Source organism: Intrasporangium sp. DVR, from assembly GCF_040365325.1.
Taxonomy (GTDB): domain Bacteria; phylum Actinomycetota; class Actinomycetes; order Actinomycetales; family Dermatophilaceae; genus Intrasporangium.
Genome location: NZ_BAABZW010000005.1, coordinates 558,171 through 583,040 on the forward strand (window position 1 = coordinate 558,171; position 24,870 = coordinate 583,040).

General features: G+C 69.4%; 20 protein-coding genes. 9 read left to right on the top strand and 11 right to left on the bottom strand.

Annotated features, from left to right (window positions below; translation table 11 throughout):
- The 9 genes from ABWV20_RS07145 to rpmH all read right to left on the bottom strand — a co-directional run bounded on the left by ABWV20_RS07145 (nt 1) and on the right by rpmH (nt 7,943).
- On the bottom strand, nt 1-873 hold the full coding sequence (locus tag ABWV20_RS07145) for an Fpg/Nei family DNA glycosylase (protein WP_353354140.1): 873 nt from the start codon (nt 871-873) through the stop codon (nt 1-3).
- A 1-nt stretch (nt 874) separates the two neighbouring features.
- A complete protein-coding gene (locus tag ABWV20_RS07150; protein ID WP_353354141.1) occupies nt 875-1,969 on the bottom strand; it encodes a ParB/RepB/Spo0J family partition protein in 1,095 nt (364 codons plus the stop codon).
- Nucleotides 1,970-2,220: 251 nt separating this feature from the next.
- Nucleotides 2,221-3,156 carry a ParA family protein gene (locus ABWV20_RS07155; protein WP_502901762.1) on the bottom strand — a complete coding sequence of 312 codons (936 nt, stop codon included), beginning with the start codon at nt 3,154-3,156 and terminating at the stop codon, nt 2,221-2,223.
- 986 nt (nt 3,157-4,142) lie between these two features.
- Entirely contained in the window at nt 4,143-4,940 is a 798-nt protein-coding gene (rsmG, locus tag ABWV20_RS07160; RefSeq protein ID WP_353354142.1) for a 16S rRNA (guanine(527)-N(7))-methyltransferase RsmG, read from the bottom strand.
- A gap of 90 nt (nt 4,941-5,030) precedes the next feature.
- Entirely contained in the window at nt 5,031-5,654 is a 624-nt protein-coding gene (locus tag ABWV20_RS07165; RefSeq protein ID WP_353354143.1) for a Jag family protein, read from the bottom strand.
- Nucleotides 5,655-5,796: 142 nt separating this feature from the next.
- The gene (gene yidC, locus ABWV20_RS07170; protein ID WP_353354144.1) at nt 5,797-6,993 is read right to left on the bottom strand and encodes a membrane protein insertase YidC; all 1,197 of its coding nucleotides are present in this window, start codon (nt 6,991-6,993) and stop codon (nt 5,797-5,799) included.
- A gap of 58 nt (nt 6,994-7,051) precedes the next feature.
- Complete coding sequence (gene yidD, locus ABWV20_RS07175; RefSeq protein ID WP_353354145.1) at nt 7,052-7,459, bottom strand: membrane protein insertion efficiency factor YidD; 408 nt, start codon at nt 7,457-7,459, stop codon at nt 7,052-7,054.
- Nucleotides 7,429-7,797: a ribonuclease P protein component gene (gene rnpA / locus ABWV20_RS07180; protein WP_353354146.1), complete on the bottom strand. Its 369-nt coding sequence runs from the start codon at nt 7,795-7,797 to the stop codon at nt 7,429-7,431. Before rnpA ends, yidD begins: the two co-directional genes overlap by 31 nt.
- An 8-nt stretch (nt 7,798-7,805) precedes the next feature.
- Entirely contained in the window at nt 7,806-7,943 is a 138-nt protein-coding gene (gene rpmH / locus ABWV20_RS07185; protein WP_013885212.1) for a 50S ribosomal protein L34, read from the bottom strand.
- A gap of 553 nt (nt 7,944-8,496) precedes the next feature.
- Between rpmH and dnaA the strand changes: the two genes are divergently transcribed.
- The 6 genes from dnaA to ABWV20_RS07215 all read left to right on the top strand — a co-directional run bounded on the left by dnaA (nt 8,497) and on the right by ABWV20_RS07215 (nt 16,886).
- Nucleotides 8,497-10,251, top strand: coding sequence for a chromosomal replication initiator protein DnaA (gene dnaA, locus ABWV20_RS07190; RefSeq protein ID WP_353354200.1), 1,755 nt, complete (start codon nt 8,497-8,499; stop codon nt 10,249-10,251).
- 804 nt (nt 10,252-11,055) lie between these two features.
- A complete protein-coding gene (gene dnaN / locus ABWV20_RS07195) occupies nt 11,056-12,183 on the top strand; it encodes a DNA polymerase III subunit beta (protein ID WP_353354147.1) in 1,128 nt (375 codons plus the stop codon).
- Between the two features lie 82 nt (nt 12,184-12,265).
- Nucleotides 12,266-13,390, top strand: a complete 1,125-nt coding sequence (gene gnd / locus ABWV20_RS07200; protein WP_353354148.1) for a phosphogluconate dehydrogenase (NAD(+)-dependent, decarboxylating) — start codon at nt 12,266-12,268, stop codon at nt 13,388-13,390.
- 9 nt (nt 13,391-13,399) lie between these two features.
- Complete coding sequence (locus tag ABWV20_RS07205; protein WP_353354149.1) at nt 13,400-14,653, top strand: DNA replication/repair protein RecF; 1,254 nt, start codon at nt 13,400-13,402, stop codon at nt 14,651-14,653.
- Nucleotides 14,646-15,215 carry a DciA family protein gene (locus ABWV20_RS07210; protein WP_353354150.1) on the top strand — a complete coding sequence of 190 codons (570 nt, stop codon included), beginning with the start codon at nt 14,646-14,648 and terminating at the stop codon, nt 15,213-15,215. Before ABWV20_RS07205 ends, ABWV20_RS07210 begins: the two co-directional genes overlap by 8 nt.
- Before the next feature lie 162 nt (nt 15,216-15,377).
- The gene (locus ABWV20_RS07215; RefSeq protein WP_353354151.1) at nt 15,378-16,886 is read left to right on the top strand and encodes a protealysin inhibitor emfourin; all 1,509 of its coding nucleotides are present in this window, start codon (nt 15,378-15,380) and stop codon (nt 16,884-16,886) included.
- 64 nt (nt 16,887-16,950) lie between these two features.
- Here ABWV20_RS07215 and ABWV20_RS07220 read toward each other — a convergent pair whose 3' ends face one another.
- Nucleotides 16,951-18,270, bottom strand: coding sequence for a hypothetical protein (locus tag ABWV20_RS07220; RefSeq protein ID WP_353354152.1), 1,320 nt, complete (start codon nt 18,268-18,270; stop codon nt 16,951-16,953).
- Nucleotides 18,267-18,776, bottom strand: coding sequence for a SigE family RNA polymerase sigma factor (locus ABWV20_RS07225; RefSeq protein WP_353354153.1), 510 nt, complete (start codon nt 18,774-18,776; stop codon nt 18,267-18,269). The genes ABWV20_RS07220 and ABWV20_RS07225 overlap by 4 nt, the downstream gene beginning before the upstream one ends.
- 321 nt (nt 18,777-19,097) lie before the next feature.
- On the opposite strand from ABWV20_RS07225, the gene gyrB reads away from it, so the two are divergent.
- The 3 genes from gyrB to ABWV20_RS07240 all read left to right on the top strand — a co-directional run bounded on the left by gyrB (nt 19,098) and on the right by ABWV20_RS07240 (nt 24,766).
- Complete coding sequence (gyrB, locus tag ABWV20_RS07230) at nt 19,098-21,212, top strand: DNA topoisomerase (ATP-hydrolyzing) subunit B (RefSeq protein WP_353354154.1); 2,115 nt, start codon at nt 19,098-19,100, stop codon at nt 21,210-21,212.
- A 93-nt stretch (nt 21,213-21,305) separates the two neighbouring features.
- Entirely contained in the window at nt 21,306-24,059 is a 2,754-nt protein-coding gene (gene gyrA / locus ABWV20_RS07235; protein ID WP_353354155.1) for a DNA gyrase subunit A, read from the top strand.
- Nucleotides 24,056-24,766, top strand: coding sequence for a DUF3566 domain-containing protein (locus ABWV20_RS07240; RefSeq protein ID WP_353354156.1), 711 nt, complete (start codon nt 24,056-24,058; stop codon nt 24,764-24,766). The genes gyrA and ABWV20_RS07240 overlap by 4 nt, the downstream gene beginning before the upstream one ends.
- Nucleotides 24,767-24,870: the final 104 nt, after the last annotated feature.

Genomic DNA, 24,870 nt, shown 5'->3' on the forward strand with positions numbered 1-24,870 from the left:
TCAGCGCTTGCGGCGGCGCTGGCAGCCAGGACACCAGTAGAGCGTGCGTCCACCAATCACGACATCGCGGATCCTTCGGCCGCAGCGGTCACAGGCCTCACCCGTCCGCTGGTACGTGTGAAAGCGTCTGTCGAAGTGATCGCCGAGCCGTTCCCCGGTCAACGACTCGGTGATGGCGAGCGACGACCCGTCAGCCACCATCTCGGCGGCGGCGTCGACCTGATCCTGCAGCGTGAGGATCTGCGAGAAGGCCACGCCCAGCGGCAGCAGGGTGACCACGTCGTCCCAGATCTCCTCCCAGAGGCGGCGACCGAGCTCCCGACCGGGCGTCAAGGGGTCGACCCGATGCCTGAAGAGCACCTCGCAGCGATAGACGTTGCCCACCCCCGCGAGGACTGACTGGTCGAGCAGCAGCTCGGCAATCGTCTTTCTGCTCTTGGAAATTCGCAGCCACGCTCGGTCGGCCCCGGTTGCCACATCCGGGCGGTGCAGGGGGTCGGGGCCGAGCTTGTCGAGCACCGCCTGCCGGCCCTCCTCGTCGACGAGTGCGCAGATCATCGGACCGCGCAGCTCGGCGACGTGGGTCCTGCCCGCGAGCCGCAGCCGCGGGGGTGAGGGGTTGGCTGCATCGGGCAGCGGCTGGTGTTTCACGTGAAACGACCCGATGAGTCCGAGATGGACGTGGAGGATCAGGTCGGCGAAGTCGACGAAGAGGTGCTTGCCTCGCGCCTGAGCCACGTCCAAGGTGCGGCCATCGAGCACGGCGGCGTCGGCAGCGAACCGTCCCTGCGGGCTGGAGACGGCGATGGGCTGACCGCCCAGGGTCCGGTTCAGCCGCGCAGCGAGCGCGTGGATCGTGTGTCCCTCGGGCACGTCAGGAGCGCGAGTCGATGCCCATGATGCCGAGGATGCGCTTGAGGTCCTCAACGGAGGCGAACTCCACCGTGATCTTGCCCTTGCGCTGTCCCAAGGAGATGGCAACGCGCGTCTCGAGGTAGTCCGCGAGTCCGGAGGTGTATTCGTCAAGCTGGGGGTGGCGGGTCCCGGCGCGGGGGCGGCGTGGCTTCGGCGCGACGTCACCATCGCCGAGGGACACCAACTCCTCGACGGTCCGCACGGAGAGGCCCTCGGCGACGATCCGCTGCGCCATTCGCTCCATGGCGGCTCCATCGGACAGACCAAGGAGGGCACGGGCATGCCCGGCGCTCAGGACTCCCGCAGCCACGCGGCGTTGGACCAGCGGCGGCAGCTTCAACAGGCGGAGCGTGTTGGAGATCTGTGGCCTGGACCGGCCGATCCGATGCGCCAGCTCCTCGTGGGAGCACCCGAAGTCATCAAGCAGCTGCTGGTAGGCCGCCGCTTCCTCGAGCGCGTTCAGCTGGCTGCGATGCAGGTTCTCGAGCAGGGCGTCGCGAAGCAGGGCGTCGTCCTGCGTGTCCTTGATGATTGCCGGGATCGTCTCGAGCTCTGCAGCCTGCGTCGCGCGCCACCGCCGCTCGCCCATGATGAGCTCGTAGTGCTTGCCGTCGCCCTCGACGGCCTGGTCGGCCGGGATGCGCCTGACGACGATCGGCTGCAGCACGCCGATCTCGCGGATGGAGTGGACCAGCTCGGCCATGTCGTCCTCGTCGAAGACGGACCGCGGCTGCTTGGGGTTCGGACGGATGAGGTCGACCCCGATCTCGGCGAACTCCGCGCCCGGAACGGGAGCGAGGCCGCCCAGATCCGCCGCCGGAGAGTCTGGCGCAACTGCAGAGGTCGGGACGGGCTGCTGGCCGTTCGGGCTCTGGGCGAGCGTGCTCTGGTCGGGTCCACCGCCGTTCGGCGCGCCGGTCTGGGAGTGGCTCGAGTCCCCGGCTGGCTTCTGGTCGGTGAAGAACACGTCGACGGGACGGCCGCCACTCCCCGACGGTGCGCTCGGGATGAGCGCTCCAAGTCCGCGACCCAGTGCCCGCCGCTTCTCTGCCATCTAGACGTCCCTCCACCTTGTCGTCGCGACCATCGCGCGGCCCAAGTCTAGGTGACTCGCGGCAAGCACTCCGCCAGCCGGTGCTGGCCATTGTGCGTGTCGTGGCGTCGCCGTTTCACGTGAAACAGCGGCCCGGGGCCCAGGACGCAGCAGGGTCATTCGGCGCAGAAACAGGGACCGGGCATGGCGTCGGGAGGCGCACCGGGGTCCGTTTCACGTGAAACAGCGGCCCCGGTGGGGTCGACGTCCTGCTAGACGCGGCCGGCCGCCCCTCGGTCGGCGATCTCGCCGGCAGCCTCCAGGTAGGCGAGGGCGCCGCTGCTCGTCGGGTCGTAGGTCATCACGGTCTCACCGAAGCTGGGAGCCTCGGAGACACGCACCGACCGGGGCACGGTGATGCGCAGCACCTCCTCGGGGAAATGCTCCCGGACCTCATCGGCGACCTGGGCGGAGAGCCGAGTACGCCCGTCGTACATGGTCAGCAGAATCGTCGAGACATGCAGCGGCGGGTTGAGGTGCGCTCGCACCAGCTCGACGTTCTTCAGCAGCTGGGACAGGCCCTCGAGGGCGTAGTACTCGCACTGGATCGGGATGAACACCTCGGTCGCCGCAACCATCGCGTTGACGGTCAGCAGTCCCAGGCTGGGCGGGCAGTCGATCAGGATGTAGTCGAACTCGTGACCCGCCTCGCCGGCCGCGGTGATCGCCTTCTGCAGGCGCGACTCCCGCGCGACCAGGGAGACCAGCTCGATCTCGGCCCCGGCGAGATCGATCGTGGCAGGTGCACAGAAGAGCCCATCGACGGTGGTGCACGGCTGGACCACGTCGAGCAGAGGCGCCCCCTCCACGAGGACGTCGTAGATCGACGGAACCTCGGCGTGGTGGTCGATCCCCAGGGCCGTGCTCGCATTGCCCTGGGGGTCCAGGTCGATGACCAGCACCTGGAGGCCGGACTGGGCCATCGCGGCCGCCACATTGACGGTCGTCGTGGTCTTGCCCACTCCGCCCTTCTGGTTGGCGACCGTCATCACGCGACTGTGAACGGGCTTGGGGAAGGGCCGGCCCGTGAGCTGGATCCTCCTGCGGAGGTTCTCCGCCGCGACGTGCTCATCCTCCACCGGGACGTGTCCGTCGCCTTCGACGGGAACCTCTGGCCCGGAGTCGAGGTCGGTCGGAGCCGTGCTCACGGCCGACTCGTCCACACGGTTTTCCCCAATGGCAGGATGCGCTAATTCGTGCGCGTGGAGCGCTTCCGGGCCGAGCTTTTCCACATCGCTGTCCACAGCCACCGTGGATGTCTCCGACCGGGTGTCCGTGGTCGGTTGGGCGCCGGACAGGGATGCCGCCGGCTGAGTCGCCTCCGTCAGGACGGGGCTCCCGGCGCCGGCGGTGTGTTCATCGACTGCCGTCACCACCGCCGGCTGCAGAGCCTGCGCGACCGAGGGTGAGGGCTGCGGATCCCCCAGGTCACTCCCAGCAGCGTGGCGGCCGGTTCCGGGATCAGTGGCGTCGGGCGCGTCGGGCGCGTCGGGCCCGTCGGGCGCGTCGGGGGCGTCGGGCGCGTCGGGCGCGTCGGGCGCGTCGGGCGCGTCGGACGCGTCGTGATCTACGGTCTGATCCGCGTCAAGCTGCTCCACGCGCTGGAGAGGGGTGAAGTAGATGTCCGCTCCGATCGCGCGGTCTGACGAACGGGGTTCTCCGGGCGCACTCGACCGCAGCGCGGCGCCGAGGCCCTCTGCCCGTGACGGCGCGACCAGAGCGGCCCTCCCACCCGACTCCGGCAGGGATCCATCCGCATGCTCGGGGGCCGGCCATTGGTACGGGGAGCTCTCCACGTCCCCGACCGGATCGGCCTGAGCCGTATCGTCCGCGTCGCCACTCTCGCCCGCCTCGGCCTGGGTGACGTCCGGCTGCACGGGGGTCTCGGTCGGGTGGGCAGCAGACGAGTCGCCCGCGCTGGTGGCTGCCTCCCCGGTCCGGTCCTCCGGAACAGGGGTGGTTTCACGTGAAACAGCTCCGGCTGTGTCAACCCAACCGAGGCGCCGGTGATCAGCCGGCGGCTCTGGAGTGGCGGTCGGCCAGCCAAGGTTGCTCACGGGGTCGTTACCTCCAGATGGGTGGCGGGTGCTGTCTCTGCGAAACAGGCTCCGCCAGCGGGATGGTCTCTTCTCGATCATCTAGTACGACGTCCTCGATCGCGAGACGACGAGCCGGAGCGACGACCGACCTTGGGTCGATCCGACCTTCGGCGAGCGGATCCTGCACTGGTCGGTGGCTGGCCGCGGAAGCGGCGGCGGTCAATGGAGTCCCCGATAGTCACACGGAGGACGATAGTGGGGTCGTCCACCAGTCCCTCGCCATAGACGTCGACGGCAGAGTCGATGACACCGAGCCTCGCCAGGGCGGCCCTGTTCTCGGAGAGCTCGGCCTCCGCCCGACTGCCCTTGAGGGCGAGCAGTGAGCCTCGGGGCTCCAGCAGCGGAAGGCTCCACTGGGCCAGTTGGAGAATGCCCGAGACGGCACGAGCAGTCACAAATGGAGCCGAAAGCCGGTCCCACAGCGACTCGGCCCGTGCCGTGTGGATGACGACGTTCTCGAGGTCCAGCTGCGCGACGACACCGGAGAGCCACCCCGTCCGCCGGGAGAGCGGCTCAACGAGGTGCAGCTCGAGATCGGGTCGAGCAATGGCGAGCACGATACCCGGCAGGCCAGCGCCCGAACCGACGTCGATCACCCGCTGTCCCTCTGCGGTGACGGGGATGGCGTGGCGGATCAGGCCGCAGTTGAGAACGTGACGCTCCCACAGGCGCGGCGCCTCGCGAGGTCCGATCAGACCGTGGCTGATCCCGGTGTCCGCCAGGATGGCCACGAACTCTTCCGCCAGCCTGACCCTCGTCTGGAACACGTCAGCAGCCGCCGTCGGGGTGGGCGGAACGAACCGAGGAGAGTCGCTTTCCTCAGAGTCGGTCATCGCCCTCCCCTTGTGGAGTCTCCGGGCACCCGATGGTCGGATGCGGTGGGCAGATCCTCAGGCGTGTTTCACGTGAAACACGCGCGAGCCTCAGGCCGGAAGGATGACGATGTGACGCTTCGGGTCGACACCCTCAGACTCAGACACGAGACCTGCCTCGGCGACCACGTCGTGGACCACCTTGCGCTCGAACGCGCTCATCGGCTCCAGCGCCCTCTTCTCGCCGGACTCACGCACCTCGGCGATCGCCGACTGTGCCAGCGCCACCAGCGTGGCGCGTCGCTCTGCCCGGTAGCCCGCCACGTCAAGCATCAGGCGGCTGCGCTCGCCGGTCTCGGCCTGCACCGCGAGCCGGGTCAGCTCCTGCAGCGCCTCCAGCACTCGTCCGTCGGGGCCCACGAGCCGCCGCGGCACCCGGCCCTCGTCGGAGTCGACGATGGCCACTGCTGCGCGGTCGCCATCGACGTCGACGTCGAGGTCGCCGTCCAGGTCGGCGATGTCGAGGAGCGTCTCGAGGAAGTCCGCAGCCACTTCCCCTTCACGCTCCAGCTGCATGAGGCGCGATGTCTTCGCCCCTTCGGGCTTGCTCTCGCTGGCCTCCACGGCCCCTTCCGGACCGACCTCCGAGCTCGGGTCGGCGTCGACCGCCGGGCTCACCGCTTCATCCGGCTCGGTAACGGTGTCGGTGCCACTCGTAGGGGTGGTGTCACTCATGGGGATTGCTCCTTTATTCACAAAGTTCCCACAACCTGTGGACGACCTGCGGTCCTGGTTGCGTCTTTCACGTGTATGTGCGGCCTACCGAGCCCGTGCCGGGCCGGACCGTCCGCTGGGATGAGCCCGCGAGGACAGCGAGCTAACGCCGGTCCTTCGCCGACGACGGCTTCTTCGACTTGGGCTTCTTACCCGCTCGGGGTCGCTCGCCACTGGCAGAGCCCGGTGCGGAGACCCCCTTGGCATGCTTGGTCTCGCCACCTGGGACGCCGCTCGTGGGGGCGCCGGGGCTGCTCTCCGTCGTGGAACCGCCCGGGCCCGTCGCGGCACCGGCACCGGCACCGGCACCCGCGGAGGCCTTCGCCGTGCCACCGCCCTTGGCGCGCTTCTTGCTCTTCGGCTGCTGCCGCTGTCCAGTCTTCTGCGACTCCAGCTCAGCCTCGCCGACCCCGGCCTCGAGGCCGGGCACGGTCACGTGCTTCGTGGCTCGGCCCTTCCGGCGGTCCCGCTCCTCCATCTTCTGGTAGGCGAGGGAGCCGGGGGCGGGCATGTTGCGGATGACGTAGAACTGCTGCCCCATCGTCCACAGGTTGGTCGTCGTCCAGTAGATGAGCACGCCCACGGGGAAGTTGACACCGGAGATCGCGAAGAAGATCGGCATCAGGTAGAGCAGCACCTTCTGCTGCTTCGCGAAGGGGTTGTCGAGCGCAGCAGCCGGCATGTTCTTGCGCATCAGCTGGTGCTGGGTCGTGAAGGTGGTCGCCGACATGGCAAGGATGAGGACGGCCGTCAGGACCTGGGTGCTGACTGTGTCCGAGTTGAAGAAGGCATCGGAGAGGCGGGACCCGAAGATCCGGGACTCCTCGATCGACCGCGCGACAGCCTGGGTGATCGGGCCGACGGGGGTGCCACCGTTCGCGACATTGCCCTCGGCGATGGCGCGCAGGTTGTTGAGCAGCTGGAAGAGCGCGAAGAAGAACGGCGACTGCAGCAGGATCGGCAGACACGAGCTGAACGGGTTGGTCCCGGTGCGTCGGTAGAGATCCATGATCTCCGCCTGCTGCGCCTTCTGGCTCTCTGGGTCACGCTTGCCCTTGTACTTCTTCTGGATCTTCTGCATCTCGGGCTGGATGAGCTGCATCTTGCGCGACGAGTGGATCTGCCGCACGAAGAGCGGGATGAGCAGGACGCGGACGATCATCGTCAGTCCGACGATGGACAGCGCCCAGGCCCAGCCCGTCGGCAGCCCGACGAGATCGAACAGCCAGTGCCAGGCGTACATCACCCACGCCTCACCCAGCTTGATGGGGTAGAGCAGCGTGTGGAAGAAGTCGATCAACGGAGGTCCTCTGTCGTCGGGCGGCGGGTCGCGCGGCCGCTCAGCAGTGTTCGGCACATCATGCCGGATGGTCAGATCTGGTGGACCGGCCAGGGGCGGCCGGCGGATGAGGTTCGCCACCGTCCCGGTCAGCGGGCGGTCGGTAGTGCTCGGGACGCCACGAGTTTCGCTCAGCCCAGGTCTGCGGCACCGGGTCCACCCCGCCGGGCGTCCACGGGTGGCACCGCCCGAGCCTCCGTGCTGCCAGCCAGCCACCCTTGAGCGGTCCGAAGCGCTCGAGCGACTCGACGGCGTAGGCTGAGCAGGTGGGGTGGAAGCGGCAGGTCGGCGGCCGCAGCGGCGACACGAACCGCTGGTAGGCCCGGACCACCCACACAAGTGGGAGGGCCAGCCGCCGCACCATCGGGCTGGCGGTTCCCGACCCCCCACTCGCGGTCACGAGGGCGCCTTGGAAAGTGAGCGGCATACCCGATCGAGTTGGGCGACAAGGGAATCCGCCAACTCTTGGAACGTCGCCGCTGCGGCGGCCGGGTTGGCGCGGACCACGACGTCCACCCCTTGGGGTATGCCGCTGAGCTGGCTCGCCGTGATGGCGCGCAGTCGCCGCTTGGTGAGGTTGCGGGTCACGGCGTTACCGACGGCCTTGGACACAACAAAACCGACGCGCGGCGGAAGCTCCGCCCGCGCATCGGTCCGGTTGGCATGCACGACGATGAGTCGGCCGCCCGCTCTGCTGGCACCTGGTCCGCGCACTGCCGCCGTGAAGTCCGCCCGCTCGCGCAGACGATGACGTGCCGGCAGCACGCCGGCCCTCAGGCGGAGAGCTCGGAGCGGCCCTTGCGACGACGGGCGGCGAGGATGGCGCGGCCGGCGCGGGTGCGCATCCGAAGACGGAAGCCGTGCGTCTTGGCGCGGCGGCGGTTGTTCGGCTGAAAGGTGCGCTTGCTCACGAGGTTCTCCGTTGCTTGGGGGTGGGATCGGCACACGCCGACCCGGTCCCGAGTCCAATCGAGTGGTTCAACTGCGGATTGCAGCGATGCGGCGACCGCAATCGGCAAGCCCATGGTTCCCCCCACCGAGTCGATCAGGGACTCGACGGGGCCGCGCCACGGGCATGCGAAAGAGGTCGCGGACACGCTCGGTCCACGATACGGGAGCGTGGGAAGGGGGGTCAAACCAGCACGGCGTCCGCCCAGTCCCGGGCCCAAACTTTCCCATCGTCGACAACTGCCTGACGAATGCAACTCGACACGCCGGAGGAAGCGGCCTTTCTGATGCGCACAGGTTGTCACGAGCACCCCGAGTTGTTAGGTTTTCGGTTCTCACGGTGCCCGCTCTCGTGTACCCCTCCGCCATGATGCACAGGTTGTGGATAATCGTGTGGAAAACGTCGACCGGCACGTCGGCGAGGTGACAGGGTGGACGTCACCGGCCGCCGACTCGGGACAGGTCGAAGCAGTTGTCGGCATCGGGCACGCAGAGCAGTCAGGGACGGGTGAAGCAGTGACGGGCGGAGACGTCGACTACGGCCAGATCTGGCAACAGACCCTCGCCTCTCTCGGTTCAGCCGGGGTGACTGCTCAGGAGCGAGCCTTCGTGCGGCTCTGCCGACTCGTCGGAGTGCTCGACCAGACCGCCCTCGTCAAGGTTCCCAACGCCTACACCAAGGACTTCCTCGAGACCCGGCTCAAGGGCCAGGTCGTCGCGACCCTCTCCGAGCTGCTCGGACACCCGGTCCATCTCGCCGTCAGCGTCGACGAGACGCTCGACCAGGACGACTTCGGGCTCATCACCGACGAGCCGACCGGACAGCCGGCCCTGTCCGAGGTGGGCCGGGTCGCCCACGCCTTCGGCTCCGCCGACCCACGCGTTTCCCCGATGGCTCCGCTCGTGCCGAGCGGTGACCCGCTCAAGGATCTGGAGGCAAGCGCCCCCGACCTGTTGGCCGCGGACTTCGACGGCGCGGTGCCGGCTCCCTTCGCCTTCCCGCTCAGCCCCAACGGGTCGACCGCCGACGCGCTCCACCGGGAGCACCCCTACGTCAACCCGCTGCCGAGCCACCTCCACCCCGACCAGCTGAGACCCGACCAACTGAGACCCGACCAACTGCGCGCCGACCAGCTGCGCGCCGACCAGCACGACCCCGCTCTGCTGCAGCCACTTCACCTGCGCGGTGGCGAGAGCGGGCCGCTCCGCCAGCAGCGACCCGAGCCCGCCCAGGCCAGCGACACGCGGCTCAACCCCAAGTACACCTTCGACACGTTCGTCATCGGGGCGAGCAACCGGTTCGCGCACGCGGCGGCGGTGGCGGTGGCGGAGGCTCCGGCCAAGGCCTACAACCCGCTCTTCGTCTACGGCGAGTCGGGCCTGGGCAAGACGCACCTGCTCCACGCGATCGGCCACTACGCCCGCACGATGTTCCCCAACGTGCGCGTGCGCTATGTGAACTCCGAGGAGTTCACCAACGACTTCATCAACAGCATCCGCGACGACAAGGCGAGCGCGTTCCAGAGCCGCTACCGCAGCGTCGACGTGCTCCTCATCGACGACATCCAGTTCCTCCAGGGCAAGCTGCAGACCCAGGAGGAGTTCTTCCACACGTTCAACACGCTGCACAACGCCAACAAGCAGATCGTCATCACCTCGGACCTGCCGCCCAAGGAGCTCTCGGGGTTCGAGGACCGGATGCGCACCCGCTTCGAGTCCGGCCTGCTCACCGACGTCCAGCCGCCCGACCTCGAGACCCGTATCGCGATCCTGCGCAAGAAGGCGATCCAGGAGCGCATGTCGGTGCCGGACGATGTCCTCGAGTACATCGCGAGCAACTTCAGCACCAACATCCGCGAGCTCGAGGGCGCCCTGATCCGGGTCACCGCGTTCAGCAACCTCAACCGCCAGCCGATCGACCTGCCGCTGGCCGAGGTGGTCCTCAAAGACGTGCTGCCCAACGAGACGCCCAACCAGGTCACCGCCGCGACGATCATGGCGGTCACCTCCGCCTACTACGCGGTGACGATCGAGGACCTGTGTGGGTCCTCTCGGTCGCGACAGCTGGTCACGGCGCGGCAGATCGCGATGTACCTCTGCCGCGAGATGACCGACCTCTCGCTGCCCAAGATCGGCCAGCACTTCGGCGGCCGCGACCACACGACGGTGATGCACGCCGACCGCAAGATCCGCGAGCTGATGAGCGAGCGGCGTGCGATCTACAACCAGGTCACCGAGCTCACCAATCGGATCCGCCAGCAGTCGACCTGATCGACTGGGCTCAGACGTACGCTCCGAGGTCGTCTCCCGTGAGCAGCGCAGCCGTACGCCGCTGAGCTGGCTTTGCGGGCTGGGTGGCCACACTGCGCGGTACCTCCCTGCCCTCCCTGCCCTCGCTGCCCTGGCCGCCGCGTCCACCGGCACGCCCTCTCTGGAGAGGCTCCTGGACGATGCGTCCTCGTCCCGTCTTCACCCCGTGGGCTCGTGCGTCCCCACCGGTGGACAACCGGACTCGCTGCCTTCCACAGGCTCATCCACACCTGTGTGCACAGCGAGACCGAGCCGTGACCAACAGGGCGCGCACCACACGACGAGTTGTCCACCGCCTGTGGATAACCGTGTGGAGCGCTCCGTCCACACGACCCACAGGGCGGCTGTGGAAAAGTCTCCCTTCTCGGTGGCCCTCCCATGGTTGTCCACACGGCCCTGTGGATATCTGTGGACAAAGTGCCTGATGTTGCGGAAAAGCACCGGTGTGCCTGTGATCTGCCTGTGCACGACGATTCCGCCGTCCACATGAGTCGGTCGAGAGACGGCTGTGAACCCACAGAAACCCCACAGGGGGCTCATTCACGGCGACCTGCCCCGACGTGAGTTGTCCACACCATCCACACCACCTACGACTATGACGAGACTCAAGACAATGGCGAGTCGCCCCGCGTACGACGGTCCGACACCTACCCCTCGATGGAGCAGTGCAGCAGTCCTCCTGACCACCGTCGGGGCTGTGGTGCAGAATCACTGCACGGGCTAGTGTCTGAGGCCCCAATGTCCATCGTCGTGAAGAGAGTCGTCGTGAAGTTCCGGGTTGAGCGAGACGTCCTGGCCGAGGCAGTCACGTGGGTGGCTCGCGGGGTTCCTGCTCGCCCGCCGGTGCCGGTGCTCGCCGGCGTCCTGCTCGAGGCCTCCGAGGACGGGAGCCTGACGCTCTCCGCCTTCGACTACGAGGTCTCCGCGCGGATCACCGTGCCCGCCGACGTGGCAGAAGCGGGGCAGGTCCTCGTGCTCGGGCGCCTCCTCGCGGACATTTCTCGCAACCTGCCGGCCAAGCCCATCGACGTCAGCACCGACGGGGCCAAGCTCACGGTCACCTGTGGCTCTTCCCGCTTCAGCCTCCGCGAGATGCCCGTGGGTGACTACCCGACCCTCCCGGCACCCCCGGAGCCGAGCGGCACGATCGCCGGAGACGTGTTCACCCAGGCAGTGGCCCAGGTCTCGATCGCTGCTGACCGCGGCGACACCCTGCCGATCCTCACGGGTGTCCGGATGGAGGTGGAGGGCGACAAGATCGTCCTGCTGGCCACCGACCGCTACCGGTTGGCGATGCGCGAGCTGACGTGGACCCCGGCGAGTCCCGACGCCAGCCATGTCGCCCTCATCCCTGCTCGACAGCTGTCGGAGACGGCCAAGGCTCTCGGTGCTTCGGGATCCGTCCAGCTCGCCTTCGGCGGCGGCGGAGATGGTCTCATCGGCTTCGAGGCGGGCCGGCGCCAGGCCACGACCCGCCTGCTCGACGGGGAGTACCCCAAGGTCACCTCGATCTTCCCCAGCTCGGTGGACACCGAGGCCGTCATCGAGACGGCGGCGCTGGAGGAGGCCGTCAAGCGCGTCGCTCTGGTGGCCGAGCGCAACACGCCCGTGCTGCTCAAGTTCAGTGAGGGTCAGGTCGCGATCGAGGCGGGCACCGGTGACGATGCCCAGGCGAGCGAGGCGGTCGAAGCGGTGCTGCACGGCCCGGAGATCCAGATCGCCTTCAACCCCCAGTACCTCCTGGACGGACTGCACGCCGTCGGCCAGCCCTGGAGTCGTCTCTCCTTCACCCAGCCGAGTCGTCCGGCAGTGCTGACCGGGCAGCAGGAGGCGGACAGCGACACCGACGCCTCCTACCGCTACGTCCTCATGCCGGTCCGCTTCGCGAGCTGAACGCCCGGGCCGAGACGACACAGGACGATCCTCGCCGACTAGCCTCACAGGCATCGGAGCTCCCTCAAGGAAGGCACTCGACATGCAGCTCGGTCTCATCGGTCTGGGCAGGATGGGCGGCAACATGCGCGAGCGACTGCGCCGTGCCGGCCATGAGGTCATCGGCTACGACCGCAACCCCGACGTGTCCGATGCCCCTTCACTCGAGGCGATGGTCGAGGGCCTGACTGCCCCGCGGGTCGTCTGGGTCATGGTGCCCTCGGGAGACCCGACCCGCGACACCGTGGCCAGGCTGGCCGAGCTGCTCGAGCCCGACGACCTGGTCATCGACGGTGGCAACTCGCGGTTCACCGACGACTTCGAGAACGCCAAGCTCCTCGCCGAGAAGCAGGTCGGCTACGTCGACTGCGGCGTCTCGGGTGGCATCTGGGGACTCGAGAAGGGCTACGGCCTCATGTGCGGCGGTGACGCGCGTTGGGTGGAGCGGGCGATGCCGATCTTCGACGCCCTGCGTCCTGAGGGACCGCGCGAGGAGGGCTTCGTCCACGCCGGCGAGGTCGGTGCCGGCCACTACGCGAAGATGGTTCACAACGGCATCGAGTACGGCCTCATGCACGCCTACGCCGAGGGCTACGAGCTGCTCGAGGCGAAGGACATCGTCAAGGACGTGCCGGGCACCTTCAAGGCGTGGAGCCGCGGCACCGTCGTCCGCTCCTGGCTGCTCGACCTCATGGTGGACGCCTTGGAGGAGAACCCTCACCTCGACGACGTGTCCGACTACACGAACGACTCCGGCGAGGGACGCTGGACCGTGGAGGAGGCGATCGCCCTCGGCGTCCCGGTGCCCGTCATCTCGGCATCCCTCTTTGCCCGGTTCGCCTCCCGGCAGCAGGTCTCCCCCGCCATGCAGGCCGTCTCTGCGCTGCGTGGCCAGTTCGGTGGCCACCAGGTGATGACCGTTGCCGAGGGGGTGGCGCTCCGGGAGGGCGCGGCTCCGAGCGCGCCGGCGAAGCAGGCCGACGCCGTGCACGACGAGCAGTCCTTCGAGGAGAAGGGCAAGGCCAGCGCGCGGGCCTTCGAGCGGGCGTCCCAGGCCAACGTCGAGGCGGCAGGTGAGGCCGTCGAGGCCGGCGCCCCACCCGCGACCGAGCGCACCGACACGGCAGACACCGCGCTCGGCACGGAGCGCTCCAAGCAAGCCGACTGAGCGAGCCAGGTGCACGTACGCCACCTGACCCTCAAGGACTTCCGCAGCTACCCCGGGGCCGAGGTCGCGTTCAGCCCGGGTGTGACCACGCTCATCGGGTTGAACGGTCAGGGCAAGACCAACCTCGTGGAGGCGATCGGGTACCTCGCCACCCTCGGTTCGCACCGGGTCGCCACTGACCAGCCACTCGTCCGCTTCGGCGCGAGCCAGGCGATCGTCCGAGGTGCCGTGATGCGGGGCGGGCACGAGACCATGATCGAGCTCGAGATCACGCCGGGGCGGGCCAACCGGGCCCGGCTGGGTCGCGCACCGGTGTCTCGTCCTCGCGATGTGCTCGGCACCTTGCGCACCGTCCTGTTCGCCCCCGAGGACCTGGCGCTCGTCAAGGGTGACCCGTCCGAGCGGCGTCGGTTCCTCGACGACCTGCTGATTCAGCGCCAGCCGCGGTGGGCGGGGGTGCGCTCGGACTACGAAAAGATCCTCAAGCAGCGCAATGCGCTGCTCAAGTCCGCGGCTCCGGTGCTGCGCGCCGGCCGCCGCGGTGCAGGCAGGGCCGGGTCCCCGCGGCCGCGGCCTGACGAGGTTCCCCTGGATGAGGCCCGTGAGGCGGCGCTGCACACCCTCGACGTGTGGAACGAGCACCTCGCGACGGTCGGTTCTCAGCTGCTGTACGCGCGGCTGAGGCTCCTTCGCGACCTGGGGCCGGACCTCGCCGCGAGCTACGACGCCGTGTCTGCCACCGAGGCTCGGGCTACGGCGCGCTACAAGAGCTCGTTGCACGAGGAGGCGGCCCAACGGCTCGCTGCCGGTGAGGTGCCGGAGATCGACGAGCTGCGTCAGGCGCTGCTCGACAGCCTCGCGGCAGTCCGTGGAGCCGAGATCGAACGGGGGGTCAGCCTCGTCGGCCCGCACCGGGACGACGTCGTCCTCACCCTCGGCGACCTGCCGGCCAAGGGGTACGCGAGTCACGGCGAGTCGTGGAGCTTCGCGCTGGGACTCAGGCTGGCCGCCTACCGGTTGTTGGCGCGTGACCTCGGCGACGACCCGGTGCTCGTGCTGGACGACGTCTTCGCGGAGCTGGACTCGGGCCGTCGCGAGCGACTGGCCGAGCTGATCGGGGGCTGTGAGCAGGTCATCATCACGGCGGCCGTGGGTGCCGACGTCCCGTCACAGCTGCGGGAGCGGGGCCACACCTACGAGGTCGAGCTGGGCGAGGTGCAGCCCCTGTCGACCGGGCCGGAGGAAGATGGGTCCGATGCCTGACGAGCCGGACCCGCCCACACCCGCCCCGCCGACCACCGACGACTCCGCGTCCGACGACACCCGTATCGCGGACGCCGCCGCCTCTGCCCTGGCCCGGGCCCGGGCCGCCGCGCGCGGCAAGGGACTGCGCCCCGGGATGAAGCCACGCAGGCGCCCCCGTGCCGATGACTCCCAGCAGGTGAGGTCGGGCGCCGGCCGTGACGGGCGCGATCCGACCCTGCTCGGCGAGCAGCTCGACCGCCTCCTCGTCGACCGGGGCTGGCAGCTGGACGTCGCCGTCGGATCCATCATGGGGCGGTGGTCCGAGATCGTCGGTCCTGACATCGCCGCCCACGTCGAGCCGATGTCGTTCGCCGACGGCATCCTGACCGTCCGGGCCGACTCGACCGCCTGGGCCACCCAGATGAAGCTGCTCGCCTCCTCGGTCCTCGGCCGGGTCGAGGAGGAGATCGGCGCCGGGGCGGTGTCCCAGCTCCGGGTCGTGGGACCGAGCGCACCGTCGTGGTCCCGGGGCCGGCATCGCTCGCCGGACTCGCGTGGCCCACGCGACACCTACGGCTGACAAACCGCTGACACCGCAACACACCCGGCTAACGTGCGACACACCCGCCTGCAACCCAGGGGTGTTGGGAGGTGCCGGGTGTGTTGCGGCGGGAGGGGGGTGGGCTGGCGCTTCCTCGCCTCTCGTCGCGCGAGTGTCCGTCCCGGGGCGCAGGATGGGCACATGCATCCCGTGACGGAGTCCTCGAGCCGGTGCTCGATCGTCCCGCCCTACATCCTCGAGTCCCTGGCGCGCAGCGCCGAGCCCCGAGTCGCCGAGGCTGCCCGCGCATCACTCGCGCTGGACGAGGCGATTCGCCGGGCCCGCCGGTCGGGCGGTCGGGTGGCTCCCCCGACCGACGTCAACGAGCCCGGCCCGGGCATCCCGACCGATCCGGGGCCACCCGTCCCAGAGCCGACCGAGCCGACCGAGCCGACCGAGCCCACCCCGCCCGCCGGCAGGGGACCGAAGCGAACCATCGGCGATGCCCGGGGCCGACGCACCACTCCCGGCGAGACGGTGCGCGGGGAGGGGCAGCCGGCCACGGGCGATCCCGCAGTGGACGAGGCCTACGACGGACTCGGCGCGACCTGGGAGCTGTGGTCAGCGGCATACGGCAGGGACTCTCTCGACGCGAAGGGGATGCCACTGCTGGCGACGGTCCACTACGGGCAGCGCTACGACAACGCCTTCTGGGACGGGCGCCAGATGGTCTTCGGCGACGGCGACGGGGTCGTCTTCGACCGGTTCACCACGTCGCTCGACGTCATCGGGCACGAGCTTGCCCACGGCGTCACCGAGCACACGGCCGGCCTGCTCTACCAGGGCCAGCCGGGCGCGCTCAACGAGTCGATCTCCGACGTCTTCGGGGTGCTCGTCAAACAGCGCGTCCTCGGCCAGACGGCGGCCGAGGCGGACTGGCTGGTCGGCGCCGAGCTGCTGCTGCCGACCGTCCGGGGGCGCGCGCTGCGCGACATGCGCAACCCGGGGACGGCCTACGACGACCCCGAGCTCGGCGCTGACCCGCAGCCGGCCCACATGGACGACTACGTGGTCACCGAGAGCGACTTCGGCGGGGTGCACATCAACTCCGGCATCCCCAACCGGGCGTTCGTGCTCGCTGCGCTCGCCATCGGCGGCCCCGCCTGGGAGGACGCCGGAGGCATCTGGCATGCGGCCCTCACGGGTGACGGCATCCGCGCCGACTGCGACTTCGCCACCTTCGCGGGGCTGACGCTCGCCGCTGCGGCCGCACGGCACGGGGACGGGTCGGTTCAGCACTCCGCCGTGCGCGACGCCTGGCTCGGGGTCGGTGTGTCGGTCGGCACTGACGAGCCCACCACGTCAGCCGAGGCTGACGAGGGGGACGGCCCCCCGAGCGGACCGGCCCACGGCGAGGTGCCCGGCGTCGACGCCGAGGTCCTCATCCGCCGGACGGGTGGCTTCGCGGGACGGGTGCGCGAGCGCCGGGTGACGATCGGCGAGCTCCCCGAGCGAGACGCGCGCGACTGGCAGCACCTCCTCGCCGCACCGACCCTCCAGCGGATCGCCGCCACGGCCGGTGAGGCCCACCCCGACGCGTTGTGCTACGACGTCGAGTGCCCGCAGGTCCGCCTCGCCGTCACCGTGCCGGAGCCGCACCTGCCCGAGGCGATCCACCAGCTCCTCGAGCGCACTCTCGACGACGGCTGACCAGACCCGGCCGTATGCCGCCGGGCTCGCCGGGTGCCTCCGCTGACCGAGGGCACGGGCGGGGTCAGTTCAGCGAGAGGACATAGGGGTCGTCGCCCTCGGGGATGTCGGACTGCCACCGTGGGCGGGCCGGGGCGATCACCTCGCAGCTGCCCTCCAGGGTGCAGCGCTGCAGGGACCGCGTGCCGTCCGCGTGTCCGACCTGGACCGCGATGTCCTGACCGGTGGCCGCACGGGCGCTCACCGACCACGGTCCGGGTCCGAATGGGTCGCCGCTCTCGAGGAGCAGCTCGCCGTCCGTGGTGCGCCACACGAGGACCGTGGGGTAGGTCACGGACGACCGGAGTCCGTCGACAGCGCCGGTGCCGACGACGTACTGGCCGTCGAGGGAGAACGACTGCATGAGCACCGGCCCACAGACGCGCCACCGGCGGGTGCCGGTCGTCAGGTCGCGCAGGTCGTAGCACGGGGTGTCGCCGGCCTCTCCGCCGATCTGGACGATCGCGACCGCCCGGTCCTGGTCGATGAGTCGGTACAGGCCGGGCAGCTCCTTGGTGGCGCCGGTCTCCACGTCCCACGCCACGGTCTTGCCGGTGGAACCCTTGGTCGCGTAGGCCGTCGTGCCGACGAGGCCGACGGCTCCCTGGTAGCCACCCGGGGCGCCACCGTCGGTCCCGCACTTGCAGGTCTCCGCCGACAGGCGGGCCACCTGGCGGCCCCGGGCGTCGTGGTAGGTCAGGTCGCCGGAGTCCCCGGTGAGGATGAAGTGGGCGCGGTCCGACGACAACGCCACGGCGCGTCCTCCGGGGAGGTCGGTGAGGACCGCGCCCGAGGAGTCGACGACGGTCACCCCGTCGTTGGTCACGAGGAGCACGAGGCGGTCGGCGAGACGGGCGACCTGGTTGGGTCGGGCGAGGGCCTCCGGCAGGGCGATCCTCGACTGGCCGTCGTGCAGCTCCCCGTCGATGACGTAGGCGACGGCGGTCTCGCCGCCCGGGTCGCTGGGGTCGTCCGACGGGTCCAGCGTCGCGGCCGCCGGGGCGCCGCTCAGGGTGATCGTCGGTATGGAGGTCGGACGGTTGGTGGGCTCGCCGGTGGTCGTGTTCTGGCTCGGGCTCGGTGACGGCACCGGCTGGGTCGAGGTGGGACCTTCGGAGGTGCTCACGGCCGGGGCGGGACGCACGCCGTCGGGACGCATCACGTTCCAGCCGACGGGGACCGCCACGGCGAGGGCGAGCCCTCCGGCGGCGACGGCGGTCGTGATCTCGCGGCGGCGGTTGGCGCGGTCGCGGGCGATGGCGCGCTCGGCCACGTCGCCGACGACGTGCACCCGCTGGCTGCGCTCGGCGAAGAGGTCCTTGAGCCGGGGGTCGGTGGTGTTCATGCGGGGGCCTCGCTCATCTTCAGGCGCATCGCCGCCAGGGCGCGGCTGGTGTGGCTCTTGACGGTTCCGACGGAGCAGTCGAGGATCGCGGCGGTCTGGGCCTCGGTCAGGTCCTCGTAGAAGCGCAGGACGACCACGGCCCGCTGCTGGGTCGGCAGGGTCTGGACGTGCCGCCACAGGTCGAGGGACTCGCCGGGGTCGAGCCCTCCTGAGGGCACCGGCGGGTCGAACACCTCGAGCAGGTGGCTCCCCGGCGACTCCCGTCGTCGGAGCAGGCCGCGCCAGCGGCTGTTGCGCTCGTTGACCATGACGCGGCGCACGTAGGCGTCCGGTTGCTCGACCGCGCGGATCCGGTCCCAGTGGCGGTAGCACTTGGCGAGCGCGTTCTGCAGCAGGTCCTCGGCGCCGTCGCGGTCGCCGGTGAGCAGGTAGGCCAGCCGCGCCAGCGACACCTCGCGGGCCCGGACATACTCCGTGAAGTCGGCCCCGCGCGCCGCGTCGTCCATGACGTCTCCTGTCCCCCTGGGTTGCACCATCGTGCCGTTCACAGAGGTCCAAACCCCGTGGCCGCCCCCAAGGTTGTCATGACGGTCGGTCTTTTCTCTCGTATGCCGCCGGGCCGGCCGGGTGACCGCGAGATCACGCCGCAGGGCCGCTGAGAGGCCCGGTCGTGATCCTCCCCTCGAAATCCGGGGTTCTCGGGCGGGAAATTGGCCGCCAGAGGCCGCTGAGGGGCACATTCGGGGCGCGCGGACCGTTAGAATGACGGGGTAGCGGCTCGACGTCCACGTCGAGCCGCCCGCATGAGGGTTCATCCGAGGAGAAACGTGTCAGACGCCGCCGAGACGACAGCCGACAGCACCACCCGCCCGAACGTCGACCATCGTCCCAACGGAGTCGAGTACGACGCCAGCGCGATCACCGTTCTCGAGGGACTCGAAGCGGTCCGCAAGCGCCCGGGGATGTACATCGGGTCCACCGGTGAGCGGGGGCTGCACCACCTGGTCTACGAGATCGTCGACAACTCCGTCGACGAGGCGCTCGCCGGCTACGCCGACACGATCGACGTGACGCTCCTGGCCGATGGTGGGGTCCGGGTCAAGGACAACGGGCGTGGCATCCCCACCGACATCCACCCCGTGGAGAAGATCAGCGCGGTCGAGCTCGTCCTCACCCAGCTGCACGCGGGCGGAAAGTTCGGTGGGGGCGGCTACAAGGTCTCCGGTGGGCTGCACGGCGTCGGGTCCTCGGTGGTCAACGCCCTGTCGACCCGGCTCAAGGTCGCGGTGCGGCAGAAGGGGCACGTCCACCGGATGAGCTTCAGCATGGGCGTCCCCGACGGCCCGCTCCGCCAGGAGGAGGCGACCGACGAGACCGGCACGACGATCACGTTCTGGGCCAACGACGAGATCTTCGACAGCGTCCACTACGACTTCGAGACGCTGCGGGCCCGGTTCCAGCAGATGGCCTTCCTCAACAAGGGGCTGACCATCAACCTCGTGGACGAGCGCGTCGAGCAGCGGGACGACACGCACACCGAGGTCGACCTCGACGGCGTGGACAGCGAGCTCGCCCAGGTCGTCGAGGAGGGTGACAACGGCCACGACGTCCCCGACGCGCAGAAGAAGACGGTGACCGCCAAGAAGATCACCTACCGCTACGACGGAGGCCTGGTCGACTACGTCAACCACCTCAACTCCTCCAAGCGCAGCGAGCCCGTGCACCCGGACGTCATCTCCATCGAGGTCGAGGACGAGGCCAGGTCGCTGTCGCTCGAGCTCGCGATGCAGTGGACCAACGCCTACAGCGAGTCGGTGCACACCTACGCCAACACGATCAACACCCACGAGGGCGGTACGCACGAGGAGGGGTTCCGGGCGGCGATGACCAAGCTCATCAACGACTTCGCCCGCAAGCAGAACCTCCTCAAGGAGAAGGACGAGAACCTCACCGGCGACGACGTCCGCGAGGGCCTCACCGCCGTCATCTCCGTCAAGCTCGGGGAGCCGCAGTTCGAGGGGCAGACCAAGACCAAGCTGGGCAACTCCAACGTCAAGGGCTTCGTCCAGCGGGCCATGACCGACGAGTTCGGCCACTGGTTGGAGGCCCACCCCGGCGAGGGCAAGGACATCGTCCGCAAGTCGATCCAGGCCGCGGCGGCACGGATGGCAGCCCGCAAGGCCCGCGAGGCGACGCGGCGCAAGGGCCTGCTCGAGTCCGGGGGCCTGCCCGGCAAGCTCAAGGACTGCCAGAGCAAGGACCCGAGCATCTCCGAGGTCTTCATCGTCGAGGGTGACTCCGCCGGCGGCTCCGCGACCCAGGCCCGCAACCCCTACACCCAGGCGATCCTCCCGATCCGCGGCAAGATCCTCAACGTCGAGAAGGCGCGGATCGACAAGATCCTCGCCAACCAGGAGGTGCAGGCCCTGATCTCGGCGTTCGGCACCGGCATCGGCGAGGACTTCGACCTGGCCAAGGCGCGCTACCACAAGATCATCCTGATGGCCGACGCCGACGTCGACGGCATGCACATCCGCACGCTGCTGCTGACCCTGCTCTTCCGGTTCATGCGCCCGCTGATCGAGGCCGGCTACGTCTACCTCGCCCAGCCGCCGCTGTTCCGCCTCCGGTGGAGCAACGCCCAGCACCAGTTCGCCTACTCCGACCGCGAGCGGGACGGCCTGAGGCAGATCGGCGAGGCCAAGGGCTGGCGACTGCCGAAGGACAACCCGATCCAGCGCTACAAGGGCCTCGGTGAGATGAACTACACCGAGCTCGGCGAGACGACGATGGACCCCGAGACCCGCACCCTCCTGCAGGTCACCCTCGACGACGCGGCCAAGGCCGACGAGGTGTTCGCGGTGCTCATGGGCGAGGACGTCGAGTCCCGCCGCACCTTCATCCAGAAGAACGCGCGAGACGTGCGCTTCCTCGACATCTAGGCCCGCCACGCGCCTGGGGAGCCTCCGCGCGGACCGAGCCCAGCGGCATACGACATCAAGCTTTGACGAGAACGACAGGACAAGGGAACCGACGTGAGTGAGCAGCCGCCCACCAACGGCGACGACGTCAACGAGACGCCGGACGAGACACCGGAGTCGCTCGAGGACATCCTCGACACCAGCGACCTCGGCGGCCAGGACGAGGAGCCGGACACCAGCCACGAGCAGGGCACGGCCGCCGTCGAACGGGACCCGAGTCAGCACGACCGGGTCGAGCCGATCGACCTCAACACCGAGATGCAGCGCTCGTACATCGAGTACGCGATGTCGGTCATCGTCAGCCGTGCCCTGCCCGACGTGCGCGACGGCCTGAAGCCGGTCCACCGCCGCATCGTCTACGCCATGTACGACGGTGGCTACCGGCCCGACCGCGGCTACAACAAGTGCGCGCGTGTCGTCGGCGACGTCATGGGGCACTACCACCCGCACGGTGACTCGGCGATCTACGACGCCCTCGTGCGTCTCGTCCAGGACTGGTCGATGCGCTACCCGCTCGTCGACGGGCAGGGCAACTTCGGCTCCCGCGGCAACGACGGCGCCGCCGCCCCGCGATACACCGAGTGCCGGATGGCCCCGATCGCGCTCGAGATGGTGCGCGACATCGAGCAGGACACCGTCAACTTCGTCCCGAACTACGACGGCAAGACGATGCAGCCCGCCGTGCTGCCGAGCCGTTTCCCCAACCTGCTCGTCAACGGCTCCGCCGGCATCGCCGTCGGCATGGCGACCCAGATCCCGCCGCACAACCTGCGCGAGGTCGCCGAGGGCGCCCAGTACTACCTGCGCCACCCGGAGATCTCGAGGGAAGAGCTGCTCGAGGCCCTCCTGGGCATCATCAAGGGCCCCGACTTCCCGACGGGCGCGCTCATCATGGGCCACCGCGGCATCGAGGACGCCTACCGCACCGGCCGCGGCTCGATCATCATGCGCGCGGTCGTGCACGTCGAGGAGATCAAGAACCGCCAGTGCCTCGTCGTCCGGGAGCTGCCCTACCAGGTCAACCCCGACCAGCTGGCGATGAAGATCGCCGACCTCGTCAAGGACGGCAAGATCTCCGGCATCGCCGACATCAACGACGAGACGTCCGGGCGCACCGGGCAACGGCTGGTCATCACGCTCAAGCGTGACGCCGTCGCCAAGGTCGTGCTCAACAACCTCTACAAGCACACCCAGCTGCAGACGAACTTCGGCGCCAACATGCTCGCGCTCGTCGACGACGTGCCCCGCACGCTGCCGCTGGACGGCTTCATCCGGCACTGGGTCGACCACCAGATCGAGGTCATCAGGCGCCGCACCGAGTTCCGGCTCCGCAAGGCAGAGGCCGAGATCCACCTGTTGCGGGGCTACCTCAAGGCCCTCGACATGCTCGACGAGGTCATCGCCCTCATCCGCGGGTCCCGCACCGTGGAGGACGCCCGCGACGGTCTGATCCGGCTCCTCGACATCGACGAGACCCAGGCCCAGGCCATCCTCAACATGCAGCTGCGCCGCCTCGCTGCCCTCGAGCGCGAGCGGATCCAGCAGGCGCACGACGAGCTCCAGGAGCTCATCGACGAGTACCACACGATCCTCGCCTCCCCGGAGCGTCAGCGCGAGATCGTCTCCGAGGAGCTGCAGGGCATCGTCGACAAGTACGGCGACGAGCGACGCACGGAGATCGTCCCCTTCGACGGCGACATGTCGATGGAGGACCTGATCCCTCAGGAGGACGTCGTCGTCACGATCACCCGGGGCGGCTACGCCAAGCGGACGCGGACCGACCTCTACCGGTCGCAGCGGCGCGGCGGCAAGGGCGTCAAGGGTGCCCAGCTGCGCGGCGAGGACGTCGTCGAGCACTTCTTCACCACGACGACCCACCACTGGCTGCTCTTCTTCACCAACCTGGGCCGCGTCTACCGCGCCAAGGCCTACGAGCTGCCCGAGGGCATGCGCGACAGCAAGGGCCAGCACGTCGCCAACCTGCTCGCCTTCCAGCCCGGCGAGCAGATCGCCCAGGTCCTCGCGATCCAGGACTACGACGCGGCCGACTACCTCGTCCTCGCCACCCGGGCCGGCCTGGTCAAGAAGACGCGGTTGCGCGAGTACGACTCCCCCCGCTCGGGCGGCCTGATCGCGATCAACCTGCGCGAGGGTGACGAGCTCGTCGGTGCGCGCCTCGTCGCGGCCGCCGACGACCTGCTCCTCGTGTCCCGCAAGGGCATGTCGGTGCGCTTCACGGCCACCGACGCGGCGCTGCGGCCGATGGGGCGCTCGACGTCCGGAGTGACCGGCATGAAGTTCCGGCCCGGCGACACGCTCCTCGCGCTGTCCCGGGTCCCGGCCGACATGGACGTCGACGTCTTCGTCGTCTTCGAGAACGGCCTGGCCAAGCGCACCCCCGTCTCCGAGTACCGGGTCCAGGGGCGCGGGGGCTACGGCATCCAGGTCGCCAAGCTCTCTGAGAAGGGCGGTGACCTGGTCGGAGCGCTCACGGTGACCGCCAACGACGAGGTGATGGTCGTCATGGAGAAGGGCAAGATCGTCCGCTCTCGGGTCGACGAGGTCCGTCACACGAGCCGCAGCACCCAGGGAGTCAAGTTCGCGACACCCGACAAGGGCGACTCGATCGTCGCCGTGGCGCGCAACGCCGAGACGGTGACCGAGGAAGAGCTCGAGGAGGTCGGCGACCTCGAGGGAACCGCTCCGTCGGCTCCCATCACTACGGTTCCGAGCACCGATGGCGTACCGTCGGACGAAAGTGACCAGCCGACTCCGCCGACGGACGGCGACCGTGGAGGTGACGAATGAGCACGCCCAGCTCTGAGGGGTCCGGGGTGAGCGGCTACGGCTCGAGCTCTGCCGGTCCGTCGACCGACTCCGGCACGTCGAGCGACTACTACTCACGCCCGTCCGGCTACGGCTCCACGCCGGACTACGGCACCCGTGACAACAACGGGTCGGGGCCAGGCTCCAGCGACGCCACCCTCTCGCGCGGCGCGATCACCTCACGCACCCAGCCGACCCGGCCGATCGGCGCCCAGCCGACCACGCCGACGGCCAGCGCCGCCCCCACCGGGACCGGCAGCAGCGCACCTGCAGCCGGGGCGGCTGCAGCGCGGGCGAAGGAGACCAGTCGCAAAGCAAAGGGTCCGCGCCGGGTCCGGCTCGCCGTCGCCCGGGTCGACCCGTGGTCCGTCATGAAGATGAGCTTCCTGCTCTCCGTCGCGCTCGGCATCGCCGGCGTCATCCTCACCGCTGTGCTGTGGATGATCCTGTCGACGATGAACGTCTTCACCGACATCGAGGGCGTCCTCCAGTCGCTCCAGACGGCCGGCTCCGCTGACAACTTCTCGATCCGCGACTACGTCGGCTTCGGCCGGGTCGTCTCGCTCTCCATCGTCATCGGGGTCATCGACGTCATCCTCCTGACGGCCATCGCGACCGTGATGGCCTTCCTCTACAACATCTGCTCCGCGCTCGTCGGCGGCATCCAGCTGACCCTGACCGACGACTGAGAGCGGCGCGGAGCGGGTCGCACGCACCCCAGCCCAGCGGCATACGGCATCGTCGTCGAGCGGGGCCGGCCCGTTTTGGAGGTGGTGCACGGCATCCGGTAACG